Genomic DNA, 17,429 nt, shown 5'->3' with positions numbered 1-17,429 from the left:
ATGTCCACTCGCACCGAGGCCGTGAAAGCCTACCTGCTCGACCTGCAAGACCGTATCTGCGCCGCCCTGGAAACCGAGGATGGCGGCACGCGCTTCGTCGAAGACGCCTGGGCCCGGCCTGCCGGTGGCGGCGGTCGCACGCGGGTCATTGAAAACGGTACGGTGATCGAAAAGGGCGGCGTCAATTTTTCCCACGTCTTTGGCAGCGGTCTCCCACCGTCGGCCAGTGCCCACCGGCCGGAACTGGCCGGGCGCGGCTTCGAAGCCCTGGGCGTATCGCTGGTCATTCATCCGCACAATCCCCATATCCCGACGTCCCACGCCAACGTGCGCTTTTTCATCGCCGAAAAGGAAGGTGAAGAGCCCGTCTGGTGGTTCGGCGGTGGCTTCGACCTGACGCCCTACTACGGCGTAGAAGAAGATTGCGTGCATTGGCACCGTGTCGCCGAGCAGGCCTGCGCGCCGTTCGGCCCGAATGTATATGCGCGCTACAAAGCCTGGTGCGACAGCTACTTTCATCTCAAGCATCGCAACGAGCCACGGGGCATCGGCGGCTTGTTTTTCGATGATCTGAACGAATGGGATTTCGACACCAGCTTCGCCTTCATGCGCGCCATTGGCGACGCCTACATCGATGCCTACCTGCCGATCATGCGCCGACGCAAGAATGATCCCTTCACCGCCAAGCAGCGCGAGTTCCAGGAGTTTCGCCGCGGGCGCTACGTGGAATTCAACCTGGTCTACGACCGCGGCACGCTGTTCGGGCTGCAATCGGGCGGGCGTACCGAATCGATCCTGATGTCCCTGCCGCCGCAAGTGCGCTGGGGCTACGACTGGAAAGCCGAACCGGGCAGCGAGGAAGCGCGGCTGACCGAATACTTCCTGCAGGATCGCGATTGGCTGGCAACGGCCTGAACGGGGAATGTCCATGGATCGCTACGTTGTAATGGGTAACCCGATCGGCCACAGCAAGTCGCCGTTGATTCACCGCTTGTTTGCCGAACAAACCGGACAAGCGCTGGACTACACCACGCTGCTGGCGCCCCTGGAGGATTTTGCCGGTTGCGCACGGGCATTTTTCCGCGAAGGGCGTGGGGCAAACGTCACGGTGCCGTTCAAGGAAGACGCCTTCCGCCTGGCCGACAGCCTGACGCAGCGAGCGCAGCGGGCCGGCGCGGTCAACACGTTGAGCAAGCTGGCCGACGGCCGCCTGCTGGGCGACAACACCGACGGCGCCGGGCTGGTACGGGACTTGACCGTCAATGCGGGCCTGAGCCTCAAAGGCAAGCGCATCCTGTTGCTGGGGGCCGGCGGCGCGGTGCGCGGCGCCCTGGAGCCGCTGCTGGCTGAAGCACCGGCCTCAGTGATCATCGCCAATCGCACAGTGGAAAAGGCTGAGTTGCTGGCGGAATTGTTCGCGGATCTGGGGCCGGTCTCGGCCAGTGGTTTCGACTGGTTGCAAGAGCCGGTGGACCTGATCATCAACGCCACGTCCGCCAGCCTGTCAGGAGAGGTGCCGCCGATTGCCGGCAGCTTGATCGAGCCCGGCCTGACGGTCTGCTACGACATGATGTACGGCAAGGAGCCGACCTCGTTCTGCCGCTGGGCCAGCGAACACGGCGCGGCGTTGGCAATGGATGGCTTGGGGATGCTGGCCGAGCAGGCGGGTGAAGCATTTTACCTGTGGCGCGGCGTGCGCCCCGACACCGCGCCAGTGCTGGCCGAACTGCGCCGCCAGCTAGCACTCTGAACCCCCGTGGCGAGGGAGCTTGCTCCCGCTGGGCTGCAAAGCAGCCCTAAAATACTCGACATGACAGGTTTGCGGGCGCTTCGCACCCGAGCGGGAGCAAGCTCCCTCGCCACGGGTCAGTCCTCGAAAAGAATCGGGCACTTCTGTGCCCCCTCCAGTTTCAACAACTCTTCCACCACCTGCGGCCGGGCCATGCGCAACGTCAGGCTACGCCCCTGACTGCGCAGGCGCCGGGCCTCCTGGTGAAGCATTTCCACCCCGGAATAATCGATGAAGTTGATCTGCTGTGCGTCGATCACCACCCGTTGCGCCTGCAACCGTTGCAGGCGCACTTGCAGGTAGTGGCTGGCGCCGAAAAAGATCGAGCCGCCCACCCGCAGGATCTCTGCCTCTCCCTCGCGAAAGTGTTGCACCCGTGGCTGCGACGTTCGTTTGAGATAGAAGAACAGCGAGGCCAGGACGCCGGCGTAGATGGCGGTTTGCAGCTCCAGCAGCAGCGTGGCCAGGCAAGTCAGGCCCATCACCACGAATTCGGCACGACTGACGCGATACAGCGCGCGGATGCCTCGGTGGTCCACCAGGCCCCAGGCGATCAGCAGGATGCTGCCGGCCATGGCGGGAATCGGAATGTGCGCGATCAGTTTCGCCCCGGCGACCGCAAACAACGCCACCCACAACGCCGAGAACACCCCGGCCAACGGCGAGCAGGCCCCGGCTTCATAACTGAGGCCGGAACGGGTAAAAGAACCGGCCGACAGCGATCCGGAGAAAAATCCTCCAACGATGTTGGAAAGCCCCTGCGCCCTCACCTCCTGGTTCGCATCGAGCAGTTGCCCGGAGCGGACCGACAGCGAGCGGGCGATGGACAGGCTGGTGACCAGCCCGAGCATGCCAACCGCGACGGCCCCAGGCAGCAGGCGCAGTATCAATTCCAGGTCCAGCGGCAGCGGAGCGAACGGGGGCAGGCGCCCGACAAAGGCACTGACCAGCGCCACATGCCCGAACATTGCCGGCCACAACCAGACCAACAGGCTGCTGAGCACCAGAGTTATCAACAGGCTCGGCCAGCGTGGTAACAAGCGTTTGAGCACGACGCCGATGACCAACGTTCCCAATCCCAACAGCAACGACGGTTTATCCACAGCCCCGATGTGGCTGAGCAGTCTCAACAAGCCTTTCAACGCCGTGGCTTCGTTCGGCAACTCCAGGCCCAGCAAGTTTGGCAACTGCCCCAGCGCAATGACCACCGCCGCGCCCAAGGTGAAACCCAGCACCACCGAGTGCGAGACGAAATTGACCAGCGCCCCGAAACGCAACAACCCCAGCAGCCACTGGAAGATGCCCGCCAGCACAGTCAGCAGCAGGATCAACGTGACGTAGTCCTCGCTGGCGGGTACGGCCAGTGGACTGACGGTGGCGTACAGGACGATGGAAATCGCCGCCGTGGGACCGCAGATCAAATGCCACGACGATCCCCACAGGCACGCGATCAACACCGGCACAATCGCCGCGTACAGTCCGTATTCAGGCGGTAAACCGGCGATCAGGGCGTAGGCAATGGATTGCGGCAACGCCAGAATCGCGCCGCTCAGGCCGACGATCAGGTCACGGCCGACGCTGGCGCGGGTCTGCCGAGGCAGCCAGTTCAGGAACGGCAAGAGTGAGCGGCGGGTGGGAATTGCCATGGGGCCTCAAGGATGGGGTTTGGCGCAGAGTATCAGGCGAGTGACCGCCCGTGGCGAGGGAGCTTGCTCCCGCTGGGCTGCGAAGCAGCCCCAAAATCCGAGACGGCACGACACCGTATCGGTTTTGGGAGGGCTTCGCCCTCCAGCGGGAGCAAGCTCCCTCGCCACAAGAGCAACTCACCGGCACATCGGCTTTACAGCTTGGCTTTCACCGCCGCCAACGCATCTTTGCCATCCACGGTCTTCACACCGTCCAGCCATTTATCCAGCACAGCCGGGTTAGCCTTGATCCAGGCCTTGGCCGCGTCGGCGTTGCTGACTTTGTTGTTGACCACCTCGGCCATGATGCTGTTTTCCATTTCCTGGGTGAAGCTAAGGTTCGTCAACAGCTTGCCCACGTTCGGGCAGGCCTGTGCATAACCTTTGCGGGTCAGGGTATAGACGCTGCCGGTGCCGCCGAAGTATTTCTCGCCACCCTTGAGGTAATGCATTTTCAGCTGCACGTTCATCGGGTGCGGCGTCCAGCCAAGGAAGGTCACGAACTTCTGCTTCTTAACGGCCCGGGAAACTTCGGCGAGCATCGCCTGCTCGCTGGATTCCACCAGTTTCCACTCGCCCATGCCGAAGTCGTTGGTTTTGATGATCTCTTTCAACGACAGGTTTGCCGGCGCGCCGGAGCCGATGCCGTAGATTTTCTTGTCGAACTTGTCGGCGAATTTGTTCAGGTCGGCAAAGTTATGCACACCTGCGTCCCAGACATAATCCGGGACCGCCAAGGTGAATTCCGTGCCGTCGAGGTTCTTCGCCAGCTGCGTCACATCGCCATTGGCCACGAACTTGTCATAGAAACCCTGCTGGGCTGGCATCCAGTTGCCAAGGAACACATCCACCTGGCCATCCTTGAGGCCGCCAAAGGTGATCGGCACTGCAAGGGTGTCGACCTTGGCCTTGTAGCCCATCCCGTCCAGCAGGAAACCGGTGATGGCGTTGGTCGCAGCGATGTCGCTCCAACCCGGGTCGGCCATTTTCACGGTGTCGCAGCTTTGCTCGGCCCATGCCGAAACACTGCTCAACGCCAACAGCCCAGCGGTCAGTACTGTGGATAACTTTTGCATGTGCTTCCCCTTACGTTATTGGTTTTGGCAGGGTTGTGGATAACGGGCCTTGCGCTCCAGATCGTCGAGGTCGATGTGGTTGCGCATGTATTGCTGACTGGCGTCCACCATTGGCTGGTGATCCCAGCTCTTGAGTTTGCCCAGGGTCAGTGCCTGGGCAACGAAACGCCGACGCCGCTGGCTGGCGAGCACCTGGCGGTGAATGGTTGGGATATCCCATTTGGCCCGCGCTTGGGCGAGAAAATCGCCGAATAGCGTCCGATGTTCCGGCGACTGGCTAAGATCTTCCTGTTCCTCAGGATCGTTACGCACGTCGAACAACAGGCACGGATCGTCTTCGCTGTAGATGAACTTCCAGGGGCCGCGGCGAATCATCATCAACGGGCTGACGGTGCCTTCGGCCATGTATTCGCCAAACACTTCGTCATGGCCGCCCTGCCCTTGCAGGTGCGGTACCAGCGAACGGCCATCCAGCGGCAAACCCGGCTCCAGCGTGCCGCCGGCCAGTTCGACGAGGGTCGGCAGCAGGTCGGCCGTGGACACCGCCGCGCTGACCCGACCGCTGGCAAACTGCCCCGGCGCGCTGATCAACAGCGGCACGCGGGCGGCCATTTCGAACCAGTGCATTTTGTACCAAAGGCCCTTTTCCCCAAGCATGTCGCCGTGGTCGCCGGAGAACACCACGATGGTGTCGTCCAGCAGGCCAGTGTCCTCCAGCGTTTGCAGCAGTTTGCCGACGTTGCTGTCAATGTAGCTGCACGCGCCAAAATAGGCCCGGCGAGCATCGCGAATCTTATCCACAGGCAACGGCTTGTCCCACAGGTCGTAAACCTTTAGCAGCCGCTGGGAATGTGGGTCGAGTTCGGTTTGCGCCGGCGTGTGTGGCAGCGGGATGTCCTTGTCCTCGTACAGGTCCCAGAACGCCTTGGGAATCGTGTATGGATCGTGCGGGTGAGTCATGGACACGGTCAGACAGAACGGCTGATCCCCGTCTTCACGAATGTGGTCGAACAGGTATTGCTGCGCCTTGAACACCACTTCTTCGTCGAAATCCAGTTGGTTGGTGCGCACGCACGGCCCGGCCTGCAACACCGAGGACATGTTGTGGTACCAGCTGGGCCGTACATCGGGCTCGTCCCAATTCACCGCCCAGCCATAATCGGCCGGGTAAATATCGCTGGTCAGGCGCTCTTCATAACCGTGCAGTTGATCGGGACCGCAAAAATGCATCTTGCCGGACAACGCCGTGCGGTAGCCGAGGCGCCGCAAGTAATGGGCATAAGTCGGTACGTCTGCCGGAAAATCCGCCGCGTTGTCATAGGCGCCGATCTTGCTCGGCAACTGGCCGCTGACCAGGGTGAAGCGCGACGGTGCGCAGAGCGGGCTGTTGCAATAGGCGGCGTCGAACACCACGCCTTCAGCGGCCAGGCGCGACAGGTTGGGCAGTTTGATGGGTGAAGGACCGTAGATCGGCAACATTGGCGCGGCCATTTGATCGGCCATGATGAAAAGAATGTTCTTGCGCTTCATGTATTCGCGGCATTCCATAGTAGACAGTTATGCGAAATTGCTGCGATCGAGCATGTAGCCACAAGGTATTGGGGTAAAGCCCATGCAGGATAATGACTAGGATAAGCACAGCTTATGTATGACGCCTTGGGTGACCTGTCCCTGGAACTGTTCCGTGCCTTTGAAGCCGCAGCCCGCCAGCAAAGTTTTACGGCGGCGGCAATCGAGCTGGGCACCACGCAACCGGCCATCAGCCAGCAGATCAAACGCCTGGAAGAACAACTGGGCACGCGACTGTTCGACCGCATCTATCGCGGCATCGAACTGACCGAGGCCGGAACGATCCTGTTCGAGCAGGTCCAGGCCGGTTTGCAGAGCATCGATGCGGGGCTGAGCGCGATCACCGCCCAGCATCAGCATGAGGTGCTGCAAGTCGCCACGGACTTCGCGTTCGCCGCCTATTGGTTGATGCCGCGCCTGCACCGCTTCCACGCGGCCAATCCCCAAGTGGACGTCAGCCTCGTGACCAGCGAGCGCAACCACAACATGTTGCGCACGGATATCGACGTTGCCGTATTGTTCGGCGACGGTCGCTTCAAACAAGGCGAAAGTCGCTGGCTGTTCAGCGAAGAAGTCTTTCCAGTCTGCAGCCCGCTGCTGCTCAAGGACCGTCCCCTGCCCTTGCCCGCCCAGGCCTTGGCGGAATTCCCCTTGCTGCACTTGCGGGCGGGCAATAGCAACAGCTGGTTCGACTGGAGCGGCGTGTTTCGTGAGCTGGGGATCACCTCGCCCCCGGCGCCGGGCCAATTGCGCTTCGACAACTACACGTTGCTCATCCAGGCCGCGATTGGCGGCCAAGGCGTCGCCATCGGCTGGCGGCACCTTGTGGATAACTTGCTGGCGCAGGGATTGTTGTGTCGCCCGATCTCGGAAACCGTGTTGTCGCGGCTGGGGTACTACGTGGTCTTGCCCCAGCGTAAACGGCGCGGGGTGTTGATCCGGCAGTTCGTCGACTGGTTGATGGAAGAACAGGCCAACAGCGCCGACTCGCTCACGGGATTGCCGCTGCCGTCGATTGCGGTTTGATTGTTGGGTGGGCGACGTCCTCTGGGGCCGCTACGCGGCCCAGCGGGAGCAAGCTCCCTCGCCACCCGGGGTGAATATCGCTTCTAGTGAGCTGCCACGAAGCTGACATGCTCGCCCACGTGCAGGTTCAGGTGCAGTTCGTCAACGATACCGACCGCGACGCGGTTGAGCCGTTCCAGGGATTCAGCCATGCCGGGTTCCAGGCTCGTACTGACGTGGCTGAAATGCTCGAAACCCAGGCCCGGCGCAGCGTAGGGGGCGTTGACCAAGGTCCATTGCAAGGTGCTGTTCTTGAGTGCGTCGAGCACTTCCTCGGCGGCATGGCGCTGTAAATCGTCGTCGGCCTGCTCCTCGTCGAGCACGGCGAAATCGCCTATCAGGAACAACCGGGGAACATTCACTGCCTGCATGCCGGCGACCAGCGCATCCACCGCCAATACTTGCTCGACGGGGCCGGGAATCAATGTGCGCTCCACCTGTTCGCTGTTCATCGGCAGGCCCGGTGCATTGAGCAGGCACACCACGGCGTCGGCACCGGCAACACTTTGCTTGACCCGCAGGGGATCAAAAAGACTGCCGGTCTTGGTCCGCAAGCCGGGGCGCGGGGCCAAAGCTGTGAGATCATCGAGAATGACGATGACCTCATGCTGGCGCCGCAGCATTTCAGCCATCAACGCACTGCCCAGACTGCTCATGGCGCCATAAAGCACAACTTTGACGACCGGGGTTTCGGCATTTTTCATGGCTTCGTTTCCCTTATTCCTGCGTATAGGCGTCTGACCCGCGGGAAACGCAGAGGGTTCGGCCTCTTTTAAAAGGAGCGACAGATGCAGCGGATCAAGGGTTACCACGCCCACGTGTATTTCGACGCCAACACGCTCGACCAGGCGAAGGCCCTCTGCGAGGAAGCGGCGCAACTGTTCCCGCTGAAAATGGGCCGCGTCCACCAGCGCCCGGTCGGCCCGCACCCGGACTGGAGCTGCCAATTAGCGTTCGATCCGCAGTACATCGGCGTGGTCTTGCCGTGGCTGGCCCTGAACCGCAAAGGCTTGGTGATTTTTCTTCATCCGGACACCGGCGATGACCTGACCGATCACACCGAGCATGCAATCTGGATGGGCGCGGTACGGCCGCTGGATCTTTCAGCATTTGAACCGAAACAGTAATTGCTCCCTTGCCATGAAAACGGGCCAGTCATCAGCCATTGCCATAGCGAAAGCTGGCTGAAAGCTTGCGCGATTAGGATCGCCCCCACTACCGGCAAAAGACCGGTGGCCAGAAGCGAGTTTCCAACGCTCGCTTGGCCCCTTTAACAACAACAATGGTGATTCTGATGTCCGCTGCTTCCTCTTCCGTCGCACCCACTCCATCCGTCCGTCCCGAGCCTTGCATCCTGCGCTGACCTATCCGGTTTGCCTTTGCCCGCCGCGCCACGCCTGGAGTATTTCCTATGCTGACTTTCCTTGGCTTCGCCATGGTCATCACGTTCATGTTCCTGATCATGACCAAGCGCCTGTCTGCGCTGATCGCCCTGATCATCATCCCGATCCTGTTCGCCCTGTTCGGTGGCTTTGCGCCGAAGATCGGCCCGATGATGCTCGAAGGCATCACCAAGCTCGCCCCGACCGGGGTGATGCTGATGTTCGCGATTCTCTATTTTGCCCTGATGATCGATTCCGGCCTGTTCGACCCGGCCGTGCGCAAGATCCTCAAGCTGGTCAAGGGCGACCCGTTGAAAGTTTCGGTCGGTACCGCCGTCCTGGCGCTCGTCGTTTCCCTTGATGGTGACGGCGCGACCACTTACATGATCTGCGTGGCCGCGATGCTGCCGCTCTACAGCCGCATCGGCATGAGCCCACGCATCATGGCTGGCCTGATCATCCTCGCCGGTGGCGTGATGAACATGACGCCCTGGGGCGGCCCGACGGCCCGCGCAGCCAGTGCGTTGCATGTCGATCCGTCCGATATCTTCGTCCCGATGATTCCTGCGATGGCCGCCGGTGTGGTGGCAATCCTGGTGATCGCCTACATGTACGGCAAACGCGAGCGGGCACGCTTGGGTGAACTGCACTTGGCCGGTGATGAAATCGACCACAGCGAAATCAGCGTTTCCCAGTTTCCGGATGCCCGCCGCCCGAAGCTGATCTGGTTCAACGGCGCGTTGACCCTGGGCCTGATGTGCACCCTGATCGCCGGCCTGTTGCCGCTGCCGGTGTTGTTCATGGTGGCATTCAGTATCGCCATGATCGTCAACTACCCGTGCCTGCAGCAGCAGAAGGACCGCGTCGCGGCTCACGCCGGCAGCGTCTTGGCAGTGGTCGGGCTGATTTTCGCGGCAGGCATCTTTACCGGCATCCTGTCCGGCACCGGCATGGTCGACGCCATGTCCAAAAGCCTGCTGGCAGTGATCCCGGACTTCCTCGGCCCGTACCTGGCAGTGATTACCGCCCTGGCGAGCATGCCGTTCACGTTCTTCATGTCCAACGATGCATTTTATTACGGGGTGTTACCGGTTCTCGCCGAAGCCGCCAGTCATTACGGCATCACCGCCGTTGAAATGGCCCGTGCCTCGATCGTCGGCCAACCCGTGCACCTGCTGAGCCCGCTGGTTCCGTCCACCTACCTGCTGGTGGCCCTGGCCGGGATCGAGTTCGGCGATCACCAGCGCTTCACCCTGAAGTGGGCAGTGCTGGTTTGCCTGTGCATAATGTTCGCCGCGTTGCTGATGGGGATTTTTCCGCTGTTCAGCACTCTATAAAAGCAATGCCCGCCGCGTCGCCCAGGCAGCGCGGCCTAACACTCGCTCAAAGGAACTCACATGGAATGGCTGACCAACCCGGAAATCTGGGTTGCCTTCTTTACCCTGACCGCCCTGGAAATTGTCCTGGGCATCGACAACATCATCATGATCTCGATCCTGGTCAGCCGCATGCCCAAGCACATGCAGGCGCGCACCCGGATATTCGGCCTGGCGCTGGCCATGGTCACGCGGATCCTGCTCCTGCTGTCCATCACCTGGGTGATGCGCCTGACCGCCGATTTGTTCGAAGTGTTCGGCCAGGGCATCTCCGGTCGTGATCTGATCCTGTTCTTCGGTGGCCTGTTCCTGCTGTGGAAAAGCTCCCAGGAGATGTACCACGCGCTGGAAGGTGAAGACGAAAGCAGCGACGAGCCCTCGGGCAAGGGCGGCAACTTTCTCTACACCATCATCCAGATCGCGATCATCGACATCGTGTTCTCCCTGGATTCGGTCATCACCGCGGTAGGCATGGTCTCCCATGTGCCGGTGATGGTCGCGGCGATCATCGTCGCCGTGCTGGTGATGATGCTGGCCTCGGGCACTATCAGTGAGTTCATCGACAAGCATCCGTCGCTGAAGATGCTGGCGCTGTCGTTCCTGCTGGTGGTCGGTACCGTGCTGATCGCCGAGTCGTTCGACGTGCACGTGCCAAAAGGCTACGTCTACTTCGCCATGGCGTTCTCGTTGGCGGTGGAAGCCATCAACATCAAGATGCGCACGGCGATTGCCCGCAAGCGCAAGCAGCAGGATCCGGTGAAACTGCGCAAGGATGTCCCTGGTCAGTAAGTGTAGGGGCAATGGACGAAGGGGCTCTTGGAGCCCCTTTTTCATGCCGGTGTCATTGGCCTGGTGCGCCCCTGTGGGAGCGGGCTTGCTCGCGAAGAGGCCAGAACATTCAACCCTGTGTCGCCTGAAAGAGCGCATCCGCGAGCAAGCCCGCTCCCACAGGCTTCGCGTTTGTCTGATGGACCCAGGAGGTTTCAAGACCGCAGCATAGTTTTTATGACAGTTTTGTTTCAAACCCTTCTTTAGCTGTGCAATGCTGGCGCTCGAACCGTTAGCCAACTACAGCTTAAGTACACACCTAAAAATGAAGTGGCATCGTCAATTTGTCCCTTTGGGACGCTAACAGGGGGCTCCTCATGCTGACCCTGCTGAATCTACTTTCCGCCGTGGCCCTGCTGATCTGGGGCACGCATATCGTCCGTACCGGCATCTTGCGGGTCTATGGCTCGAACCTGCGCCATGTCATCGGCCAGAACATGTCCAGGCGCTGGCTGGCGTTCCTGGCGGGCATCATGGTCACGGCCATGGTCCAGAGCAGCAACGCCACGGCCATGCTCGTCACATCGTTCGTTGGCCAAGGGCTGATGGCACTGACGCCGGCCCTGGCGACCATGCTTGGCGCCGACGTCGGTACGGCGCTGATGGCGCGGGTCCTGACCCTCGACCTGTCGTGGCTGTCGCCGCTGTTGATTTTCCTCGGGGTGATTTTTTTCCTGTCGCGCAAACAGACGCGAGTCGGGCAGATGGGTCGGGTCAGCATCGGCCTGGGCCTGATCATCCTGGCGCTGCAACTGATCGTCGAGGCTGCCGCGCCCATCACCCACGCCCAGGGCGTGAAAGTGATCTTCGCCTCGCTCACCGGCGACATCTTGCTCGATGCGTTGGTCGGTGCGCTGTTCGCGATGATTTCCTATTCGAGCCTGGCGGCCGTGCTGTTGACTGCGACGCTGGCCGGCGCCGCCGTGATCAGCTTGCCGGTGGCCATCGGCCTGGTGATCGGCGCCAACATCGGCAGCGGCATATTGGCATTCCTCAGCACGAGCATGCAGAACACCGCAGGGCGGCAGGTGGCGCTGGGCAGCCTGTTGTACAAACTGATCGGGCTGTTGCTGATCATTCCGGTACTCGACCCGCTGGTGGGCTGGCTGGACAGCCTGGATTTCAGCCCGCAGGAAACGGTCATTGGTTTTCACCTGCTCTATAACAGCGTGCGTTGCCTGGTGCTGCTGCCCAGCGTCGCGCCCATGGCCAGGCTGTGCGCCTGGTTGCTGCCGGAACGTCCCGAAATCAACGGCACGGCCAAGCCCCGGCACCTGGACCCCACGGCCCTCGCCACCCCGAGCCTGGCGCTGGCGAACGCCGCCCGGGAAACCCTGCGCATTGGCGATCTGATCGAAAACATGCTCGAAGCCATGCTGGACGTGTTGCGCGGCCAGCAGACGGCGGTTACCCAGGAAGTGCGGCGCATCAGCGATGACGTCGAGGCATTGTGCAGCGCCATCAAGTTGTACCTGGCGCAAATGCCCCGGGAGGACCTCAGTGAGCAGGACAGTCGTCGCTGGGCGGAGATCATTGAGCTGGCGATCAACCTGAAACTGGCCAGCGACCTGATCGAGCGTATGTTGCGCAAGGTCCAGCAGCAGAAGACCTCGCAACGCCGCTCCTTTTCCGAGGTGGGCCTGGAAGAGTTGGCGGGGCTGCACAACCAGCTGATCGCCAATCTGCGCCTGGGCATGTCGGTGTTCCTGAGTGCCGACCGGGAAAGCGCCCGTCAGTTGTTGCGCGAGAAGCGCCGTTTTCGTGCGCAGGAACGGCGAATGGCCCATGCCCACGTCAGCCGTTTGCATCGCAAGGTCCTGCAAAGCCTGGAGACCAGTTCCCTGCACCTGGAACTGATTGCCGACATGAGACGCCTCAATTCGCTGTTCTGCGGCAGCGCCTATGTGGTGCTGGAGACAGCCGAGATCGGCGCACTGTCGGCAGATGAAATTTCTGACATCACCCATTCGCCTTGAACGACTGGCGCATTGGTCAGTCAGTAACATTGGCCAGGGCTTGAAGCCATTCGCGGGCCAGCCGCTCCCACTGTCATAAACCTGCCTGGATTCGATGTGAGAGCGAGCTTGCCGGCGATGATCCTCTGCCCGGCGCCATGGACCCGCACCTCAGCCGCCAGGAAGCCCTTATGCGTTGTCTGCTATTCGCCTTTCTTTTGCTCGGCTCGTTGCCGGTAGTGGCCCTGGACCGGTTCCAGGTCGAAGGCTATACGTTGCCCAACGGCATGCAATTGTTGCTCAAGCCCGGCAGCGAACGCGGGCACGTGGCGATCCGGCTAGTGGTCGGCGTGGGCCTGGACGACTTCAGCTGCGCCGACAAGGAGCTGCCGCACCTGCTCGAACATCTGCTGTTCAGCGGCGTCGATGACAGTGGCGAAGGAGGCCTGGAGGAGCGCATGCAGGCCTTGGGCGGTGAGTGGAACGCCTTCACCAACAACGCCGATACCACGTTTGTGATCGAGGCACCGGCGAACAACCAGCGCAAGGTCCTGGACCTGCTGCTGGCGCTGTTGACCCGTACCCGCATCGATGAAAAAGCCCTGGCGGCGGCCAAGCAGGTGGTCGAACGCGAAGACGGCGGCCATTACACCCACCTGCAACGCTGGCTCGATCGTCAGGACCTGAGCCACAAGGCCAGCAATCAACTGGCAGTGGAACTGGGCTTGCGTTGCGCGGAACGGGCCGAGGTCGAACGTCTCACACTCGCCAAGATCGAGCACGTGCGCGAGGCCTGGTATGCACCGAACAACATGACGCTGATCGTGGTCGGCGATCTCGACCGGTTGTTGCCGGCCTATCTGGAACGCACCTTTGGCGAGCTCGAAGCAGTGGAGCCCAGCGTGCACGAACCGCTGCCGCAGATCCGCTACAGCGCGGTGACCAAGCGCAACCTTATTCGCGGCCTGGTCGGCAATGGCGCGAAACTCCACTGGTTATTTCCGGAGCCGGTGCTGGAACAGCAACACGACGAAACCTTCGACTTGCTCAAGGATTATCTGGACTGGGCGCTCTATCGTCAGTTGCGCCTGGCCCGTGGTCTGTCCTATGGGCCTTGGGTAGAGCGAGAGGTGTTCGGCGGCGTCGGCTTTTTCAGCCTGAACGCCGACCTGGCGCGCGAAGATTTGCCGCAAGCCGAGCAGGCGCTCGAAGCGCTGCGCCAGACCTTGCTCAAGGACGGCCTGGACACTGACAGTTTCATGCGTATCAAACGGGCCGCCATTGCCCATCAGGCCTGGGCGGTCCAGGGCAACAGCGCCCTGGCCGATTACTACTGGAGTGCCCTTGGCGACTATGAAGACGGCCGCTTCGCCAATCCCGCCGTGCGCTTGCAGGGAGTGAGCCTGGAACAGGCCAACCTGGCCCTGCGCGAGTTGCTGAAGGACCCGGGTTACCTGCGTATCGAGAAGCCGCTGCTCAGTGATGATGAGCTCGTTTGGGCGCTGGGCGGTGCGCTGGGGGTGCTGTTGCTCGGGCTGGTGATCTGGCAAGTGCGCCGCCGGTCCCGCCCGAGCGAGAGCTGAGTTCGCCACAACCACAAAAGCAGGCTCGTCACATCGTTGTCCGGGCGATACTCTGTAGGGGATATTTCCTACGACTTACTGTGAACCCACCTCATGCAGAACCTGACACTCTTTATCCAGCGCATTCTGGAACTGATGAAGCGCTATCCGGGGGTCATCGCGCTGGGTGGTTTCATTTCCGGGCTCGGCAGTTTCATGCTGGTGGACCGCCAACAGGGCCTGGCGACCTGGATCGCCATCATGATGCTGGTGAGCTGGCTCTGGCTGATGGTGGAAAACAGCATGACCCGGCTGTTCACGCGGATCTTCAAGCGTGAAATCCCCCAGCCGCTGTTGCGCTACGCCACGCAGATGATTCACCAGGAAAGCCTGTTTTTCGTCCTGCCGTTTTTCTTCATTACCACGACGTGGAACAGCAGCCAGTTGATCTTCACCGGCCTGCTCACCATCGCCGCGTTGATTTCGATCACCGATCCGCTGTATTACAAATGGCTCGCACCGCGGCGCTGGGCGTTCCTGGCGTTGCACACCCTGACGCTGTTTGCCGCCCTGCTCACCGCGTTGCCGGTCATCCTGCACTTGACCACTGACCAGAGCTTCAAGCTGGCGCTGGGCATTGCCATGCTGCTGTCGTTTCCGAGCCTGGCGTCGATCTTTCCGATCCGCACGGTGCGCAACGCCCTGGCGATCCTGTGCATCACCGTGGGGATCGGCGCCGCCGGCTGGGTCCTGCGCTCCTGGGTGCCACCGGCCACGCTGTGGATGACCGAAGTGGCGATCAGCACCCAACTGGAAGACCGCACGCCGGGCGCCAGCCTCAAGGAAGTCAGCGCAGCCCAGATCCGTGGCAACGGCCTGTATGCCTACACCGCCATCAACGCACCGCGAGGCCTCGACGAGCGGATTTATCACGTCTGGCAATTCAACGGCAAAGAAGTGGACCGCATCGCCTTGGATATTCATGGCGGGCGCAAGGAAGGCTACCGCGCCTGGACCCACAAGCAGAACTTCCCGGACGACCCGACGGGCAAATGGCAGGTACGGGTGCTGACGGAAAACGGCCAGATGATCGGCGTGCTGCGTTTCAACGTCAGCGCCGCGGCGCCCGAAGCAAAATGAGTGTGGTCGTGCTATTAGGTAGCGCTGTTCAAGCCGAACGAGCAAGAAACGTATGACCCCTGGCCCCCACATGGGCAGTGCCCGACTCGACACTTCCGGCTCGCCGGCGCAACTGTGGATCAGCGGCGACTGGACGCTGGCCCATTACCCACAGCTCAAGCGCTTGGGCGAATCGCTGCGCGGCCAGTACGACGAAAAGACCCGGATCGACCTCAACGGCCTCGGCGCCCTCGACACCGCCGGGGCCTCATTGCTGGTGGAACTGCTGGGTTCCGAGCGGCTGGGCAAGACCGCCGAACATCCCGATTGCAGCTTGCCGGCCGCCGAGCGGGCACTGCTACAGACGGTTTATCGTTCGCTGACGGATTTCTGCGTACCCATCAAAGAACCGACGGTGAGCGTTTGGACCCAATTGCTCACACGCATCGGCCGCGCCGTGGAAAAGGTTTGCCAGGACACCCTGCAATTGCTGGGCTTCGTCGGCCTGATCCTGGAAACCATCGCCCGCAACCTGTTTCGCCCCAGACGCTGGCGCATGACCCCCATGATCGTCCACATCGAACAGACCGGCCTGGATGCGGCCCCCATCGTCGCCTTGCTGACGTTTTTGGTGGGCGCGGTGGTGGCGTTCCTCGGGGCGACGGTGCTGGCCGACTTCGGCGCCAGTATTTTTACCGTCGACCTGGTGGCGTTCTCGTTCCTGCGTGAATTCGGCGTGCTGCTGACGGCGATCCTCATGGCGGGCCGCACCGCCAGCGCGTTCACCGCACAAATCGGCTCGATGAAGGCCAACGAAGAAATCGACGCGATCCGCACCCTTGGCCTCGATCCCGTCGAGTTGCTGGTCGTGCCACGGGTGTTGGCGTTGCTGGTGGCGCTGCCCATGCTGACCTTCGTGGCCATGCTTTCGGGCATTGTCGGCGGCGGCGTTGTCTGCGCCCTGTCACTGGGTATTTCCCCGGCGATGTTCCTGACGCTGTTGCAGTCGGACATTGGCGTACAGCATTTCGTGGTGGGGATGGTCAAGGCACCGATCTTTGCCTTCCTGATCGCCGCCGTCGGCTGCCTGGAAGGTTTCAAGGTCAGCGGCAGCGCCGAGTCGGTCGGGGCGCACACGACGTCCAGCGTGGTGCAGTCGATTTTCGTGGTGATTGTGCTCGATGCCGTGGCCGCGCTGTTCTTCATGGAGATGCAATGGTGAGCCGACCTCCTCGCCCGCCCGCCGAGGCGGTGATTCAAGTGCGTGGCTTGTGTAATCGCTTCGGCCAACAGAGCGTGCATGAAAACCTCGACCTGGATGTGTACAAGGGCGAGATCCTCGCGGTAGTCGGCGGCTCTGGCAGTGGCAAGTCGGTGTTGCTGCGCAGCATCGTTGGCTTGAACCAACCCAGTGAGGGATCGGTCAAGGTGTTTGGCCAGGACTTGCCGAGCCTGTCTCAGGAACAGCGCTCGCGGATCGAGCGCCGCTTTGGCGTGCTGTTTCAGAAAGGCGCGCTGTTTTCGTCCCTGACCGTGACTGAAAATGTCGCCCTGCCGCTGATCGAACACGCCGGGCTTAGCCGCGCCGATGCCGAACATCTGGCAGCGGTGAAACTGGCATTGGCCGGGCTACCGCTCTCGGCGGCAGACAAGTACCCCGCCTCGCTGTCCGGCGGCATGATCAAGCGAGCCGCACTGGCCCGGGCGCTGGCTCTGGACCCGGACATTCTGTTTCTCGACGAACCTACCGCAGGCCTTGATCCCATCGGTGCGGCGGCGTTCGATCAATTGATCCTGACGTTGCGCGATGCCCTGGGCTTGAGTGTGTTCCTGGTCACCCATGACTTGGATACCCTCTACACCATCACTGACCGGGTGGCGGTGCTGGCGCAGAAAAAGGTGCTGGTGGCCGATGTCATCGACAAGGTATCGGAAACCGACGATGCCTGGATTCACGAATATTTCCACGGCCCTCGCGGTCGCGCGGCGCTATCGGCCGCTACACAACTGAACGAGGTTTGAC

General features: G+C 61.6%; 15 protein-coding genes. 11 read left to right on the top strand and 4 right to left on the bottom strand.

The window, feature by feature from the left end; all coding sequences use genetic code 11:
- Positions 1-915: an oxygen-dependent coproporphyrinogen oxidase gene (gene hemF / locus AD663_RS00450; RefSeq protein ID WP_003177171.1), complete on the top strand. Its 915-nt coding sequence runs from the start codon at positions 1-3 to the stop codon at positions 913-915.
- A 13-nt stretch (positions 916-928) separates the two neighbouring features.
- The gene (gene aroE / locus AD663_RS00445; protein WP_053213103.1) at positions 929-1,750 is read left to right on the top strand and encodes a shikimate dehydrogenase; all 822 of its coding nucleotides are present in this window, start codon (positions 929-931) and stop codon (positions 1,748-1,750) included.
- Positions 1,751-1,866: 116 nt separating this feature from the next.
- On the opposite strand, the gene AD663_RS00440 is transcribed toward aroE, so the two are convergent.
- From AD663_RS00440 to betC, 3 genes are all read right to left on the bottom strand, one after another.
- On the bottom strand, positions 1,867-3,435 hold the full coding sequence (locus tag AD663_RS00440) for a SulP family inorganic anion transporter (RefSeq protein WP_003177169.1): 1,569 nt from the start codon (positions 3,433-3,435) through the stop codon (positions 1,867-1,869).
- Positions 3,436-3,629: 194 nt separating this feature from the next.
- Positions 3,630-4,550 carry a choline ABC transporter substrate-binding protein gene (choX, locus tag AD663_RS00435; protein ID WP_053213073.1) on the bottom strand — a complete coding sequence of 307 codons (921 nt, stop codon included), beginning with the start codon at positions 4,548-4,550 and terminating at the stop codon, positions 3,630-3,632.
- A 15-nt stretch (positions 4,551-4,565) separates the two neighbouring features.
- Positions 4,566-6,080, bottom strand: coding sequence for a choline-sulfatase (gene betC, locus AD663_RS00430; RefSeq protein ID WP_003177167.1), 1,515 nt, complete (start codon positions 6,078-6,080; stop codon positions 4,566-4,568).
- A 114-nt stretch (positions 6,081-6,194) separates the two neighbouring features.
- On the opposite strand from betC, the gene AD663_RS00425 reads away from it, so the two are divergent.
- On the top strand, positions 6,195-7,145 hold the full coding sequence (locus AD663_RS00425) for a LysR family transcriptional regulator (RefSeq protein WP_003177166.1): 951 nt from the start codon (positions 6,195-6,197) through the stop codon (positions 7,143-7,145).
- 83 nt (positions 7,146-7,228) lie between these two features.
- Here the strand turns inward: AD663_RS00425 and AD663_RS00420 are convergent, their stop codons facing one another.
- A complete protein-coding gene (locus AD663_RS00420; RefSeq protein ID WP_003177165.1) occupies positions 7,229-7,888 on the bottom strand; it encodes an NAD(P)-dependent oxidoreductase in 660 nt (219 codons plus the stop codon).
- An 84-nt stretch (positions 7,889-7,972) separates the two neighbouring features.
- On the opposite strand from AD663_RS00420, the gene AD663_RS00415 reads away from it, so the two are divergent.
- From AD663_RS00415 to AD663_RS00380, 8 genes are all read left to right on the top strand, one after another.
- On the top strand, positions 7,973-8,311 hold the full coding sequence (locus tag AD663_RS00415) for a DOPA 4,5-dioxygenase family protein (RefSeq protein ID WP_053213072.1): 339 nt from the start codon (positions 7,973-7,975) through the stop codon (positions 8,309-8,311).
- A gap of 284 nt (positions 8,312-8,595) precedes the next feature.
- Positions 8,596-9,903 (top strand): CitMHS family transporter, encoded by a 1,308-nt coding sequence (locus tag AD663_RS00410; protein ID WP_003177163.1) that lies wholly within the window; start codon positions 8,596-8,598, stop codon positions 9,901-9,903.
- 60 nt (positions 9,904-9,963) lie between these two features.
- Positions 9,964-10,731, top strand: coding sequence for a TerC family protein (locus tag AD663_RS00405; protein WP_003177162.1), 768 nt, complete (start codon positions 9,964-9,966; stop codon positions 10,729-10,731).
- 356 nt (positions 10,732-11,087) lie between these two features.
- On the top strand, positions 11,088-12,746 hold the full coding sequence (locus tag AD663_RS00400; protein ID WP_003177161.1) for a Na/Pi cotransporter family protein: 1,659 nt from the start codon (positions 11,088-11,090) through the stop codon (positions 12,744-12,746).
- A 170-nt stretch (positions 12,747-12,916) separates the two neighbouring features.
- Positions 12,917-14,308 carry a pitrilysin family protein gene (locus tag AD663_RS00395; RefSeq protein ID WP_003177160.1) on the top strand — a complete coding sequence of 464 codons (1,392 nt, stop codon included), beginning with the start codon at positions 12,917-12,919 and terminating at the stop codon, positions 14,306-14,308.
- A 93-nt stretch (positions 14,309-14,401) separates the two neighbouring features.
- Positions 14,402-15,427 carry a DUF5924 family protein gene (locus AD663_RS00390; RefSeq protein ID WP_003177159.1) on the top strand — a complete coding sequence of 342 codons (1,026 nt, stop codon included), beginning with the start codon at positions 14,402-14,404 and terminating at the stop codon, positions 15,425-15,427.
- Between the two features lie 52 nt (positions 15,428-15,479).
- Complete coding sequence (locus AD663_RS00385) at positions 15,480-16,628, top strand: ABC transporter permease (protein WP_003177158.1); 1,149 nt, start codon at positions 15,480-15,482, stop codon at positions 16,626-16,628.
- Positions 16,622-17,428, top strand: a complete 807-nt coding sequence (locus AD663_RS00380) for an ABC transporter ATP-binding protein (RefSeq protein ID WP_172680571.1) — start codon at positions 16,622-16,624, stop codon at positions 17,426-17,428. Before AD663_RS00385 ends, AD663_RS00380 begins: the two co-directional genes overlap by 7 nt.
- Position 17,429 lies beyond the last annotated feature (1 nt).

Source organism: Pseudomonas sp. Q12-87, assembly GCF_001269755.1.
Taxonomy (GTDB): domain Bacteria; phylum Pseudomonadota; class Gammaproteobacteria; order Pseudomonadales; family Pseudomonadaceae; genus Aquipseudomonas; species Aquipseudomonas fluorescens_S.
This window is presented reverse-complemented; position numbering and strand designations above follow the sequence as displayed.

Excerpts from the sequence above, each read along its gene's own strand:
- hemF (WP_003177171.1), top strand. The coding sequence starts at position 1 with ATGTCCACTCGCACCGAGGCCGTGAAAGCCTACCTGCTCGACCTGCAA.
- aroE (WP_053213103.1), top strand. The coding sequence starts at position 929 with ATGGATCGCTACGTTGTAATGGGTAACCCGATCGGCCACAGCAAGTCG.
- AD663_RS00440 (WP_003177169.1), bottom strand. The coding sequence starts at position 3,435 with ATGGCAATTCCCACCCGCCGCTCACTCTTGCCGTTCCTGAACTGGCTG.
- choX (WP_053213073.1), bottom strand. The coding sequence starts at position 4,550 with ATGCAAAAGTTATCCACAGTACTGACCGCTGGGCTGTTGGCGTTGAGC.
- betC (WP_003177167.1), bottom strand. The coding sequence starts at position 6,080 with ATGAAGCGCAAGAACATTCTTTTCATCATGGCCGATCAAATGGCCGCG.
- AD663_RS00425 (WP_003177166.1), top strand. The coding sequence starts at position 6,195 with ATGTATGACGCCTTGGGTGACCTGTCCCTGGAACTGTTCCGTGCCTTT.
- AD663_RS00420 (WP_003177165.1), bottom strand. The coding sequence starts at position 7,888 with ATGAAAAATGCCGAAACCCCGGTCGTCAAAGTTGTGCTTTATGGCGCC.
- AD663_RS00415 (WP_053213072.1), top strand. The coding sequence starts at position 7,973 with ATGCAGCGGATCAAGGGTTACCACGCCCACGTGTATTTCGACGCCAAC.
- AD663_RS00410 (WP_003177163.1), top strand. The coding sequence starts at position 8,596 with ATGCTGACTTTCCTTGGCTTCGCCATGGTCATCACGTTCATGTTCCTG.
- AD663_RS00405 (WP_003177162.1), top strand. The coding sequence starts at position 9,964 with ATGGAATGGCTGACCAACCCGGAAATCTGGGTTGCCTTCTTTACCCTG.
- AD663_RS00400 (WP_003177161.1), top strand. The coding sequence starts at position 11,088 with ATGCTGACCCTGCTGAATCTACTTTCCGCCGTGGCCCTGCTGATCTGG.
- AD663_RS00395 (WP_003177160.1), top strand. The coding sequence starts at position 12,917 with ATGCGTTGTCTGCTATTCGCCTTTCTTTTGCTCGGCTCGTTGCCGGTA.
- AD663_RS00390 (WP_003177159.1), top strand. The coding sequence starts at position 14,402 with ATGCAGAACCTGACACTCTTTATCCAGCGCATTCTGGAACTGATGAAG.
- AD663_RS00385 (WP_003177158.1), top strand. The coding sequence starts at position 15,480 with ATGACCCCTGGCCCCCACATGGGCAGTGCCCGACTCGACACTTCCGGC.
- AD663_RS00380 (WP_172680571.1), top strand. The coding sequence starts at position 16,622 with ATGGTGAGCCGACCTCCTCGCCCGCCCGCCGAGGCGGTGATTCAAGTG.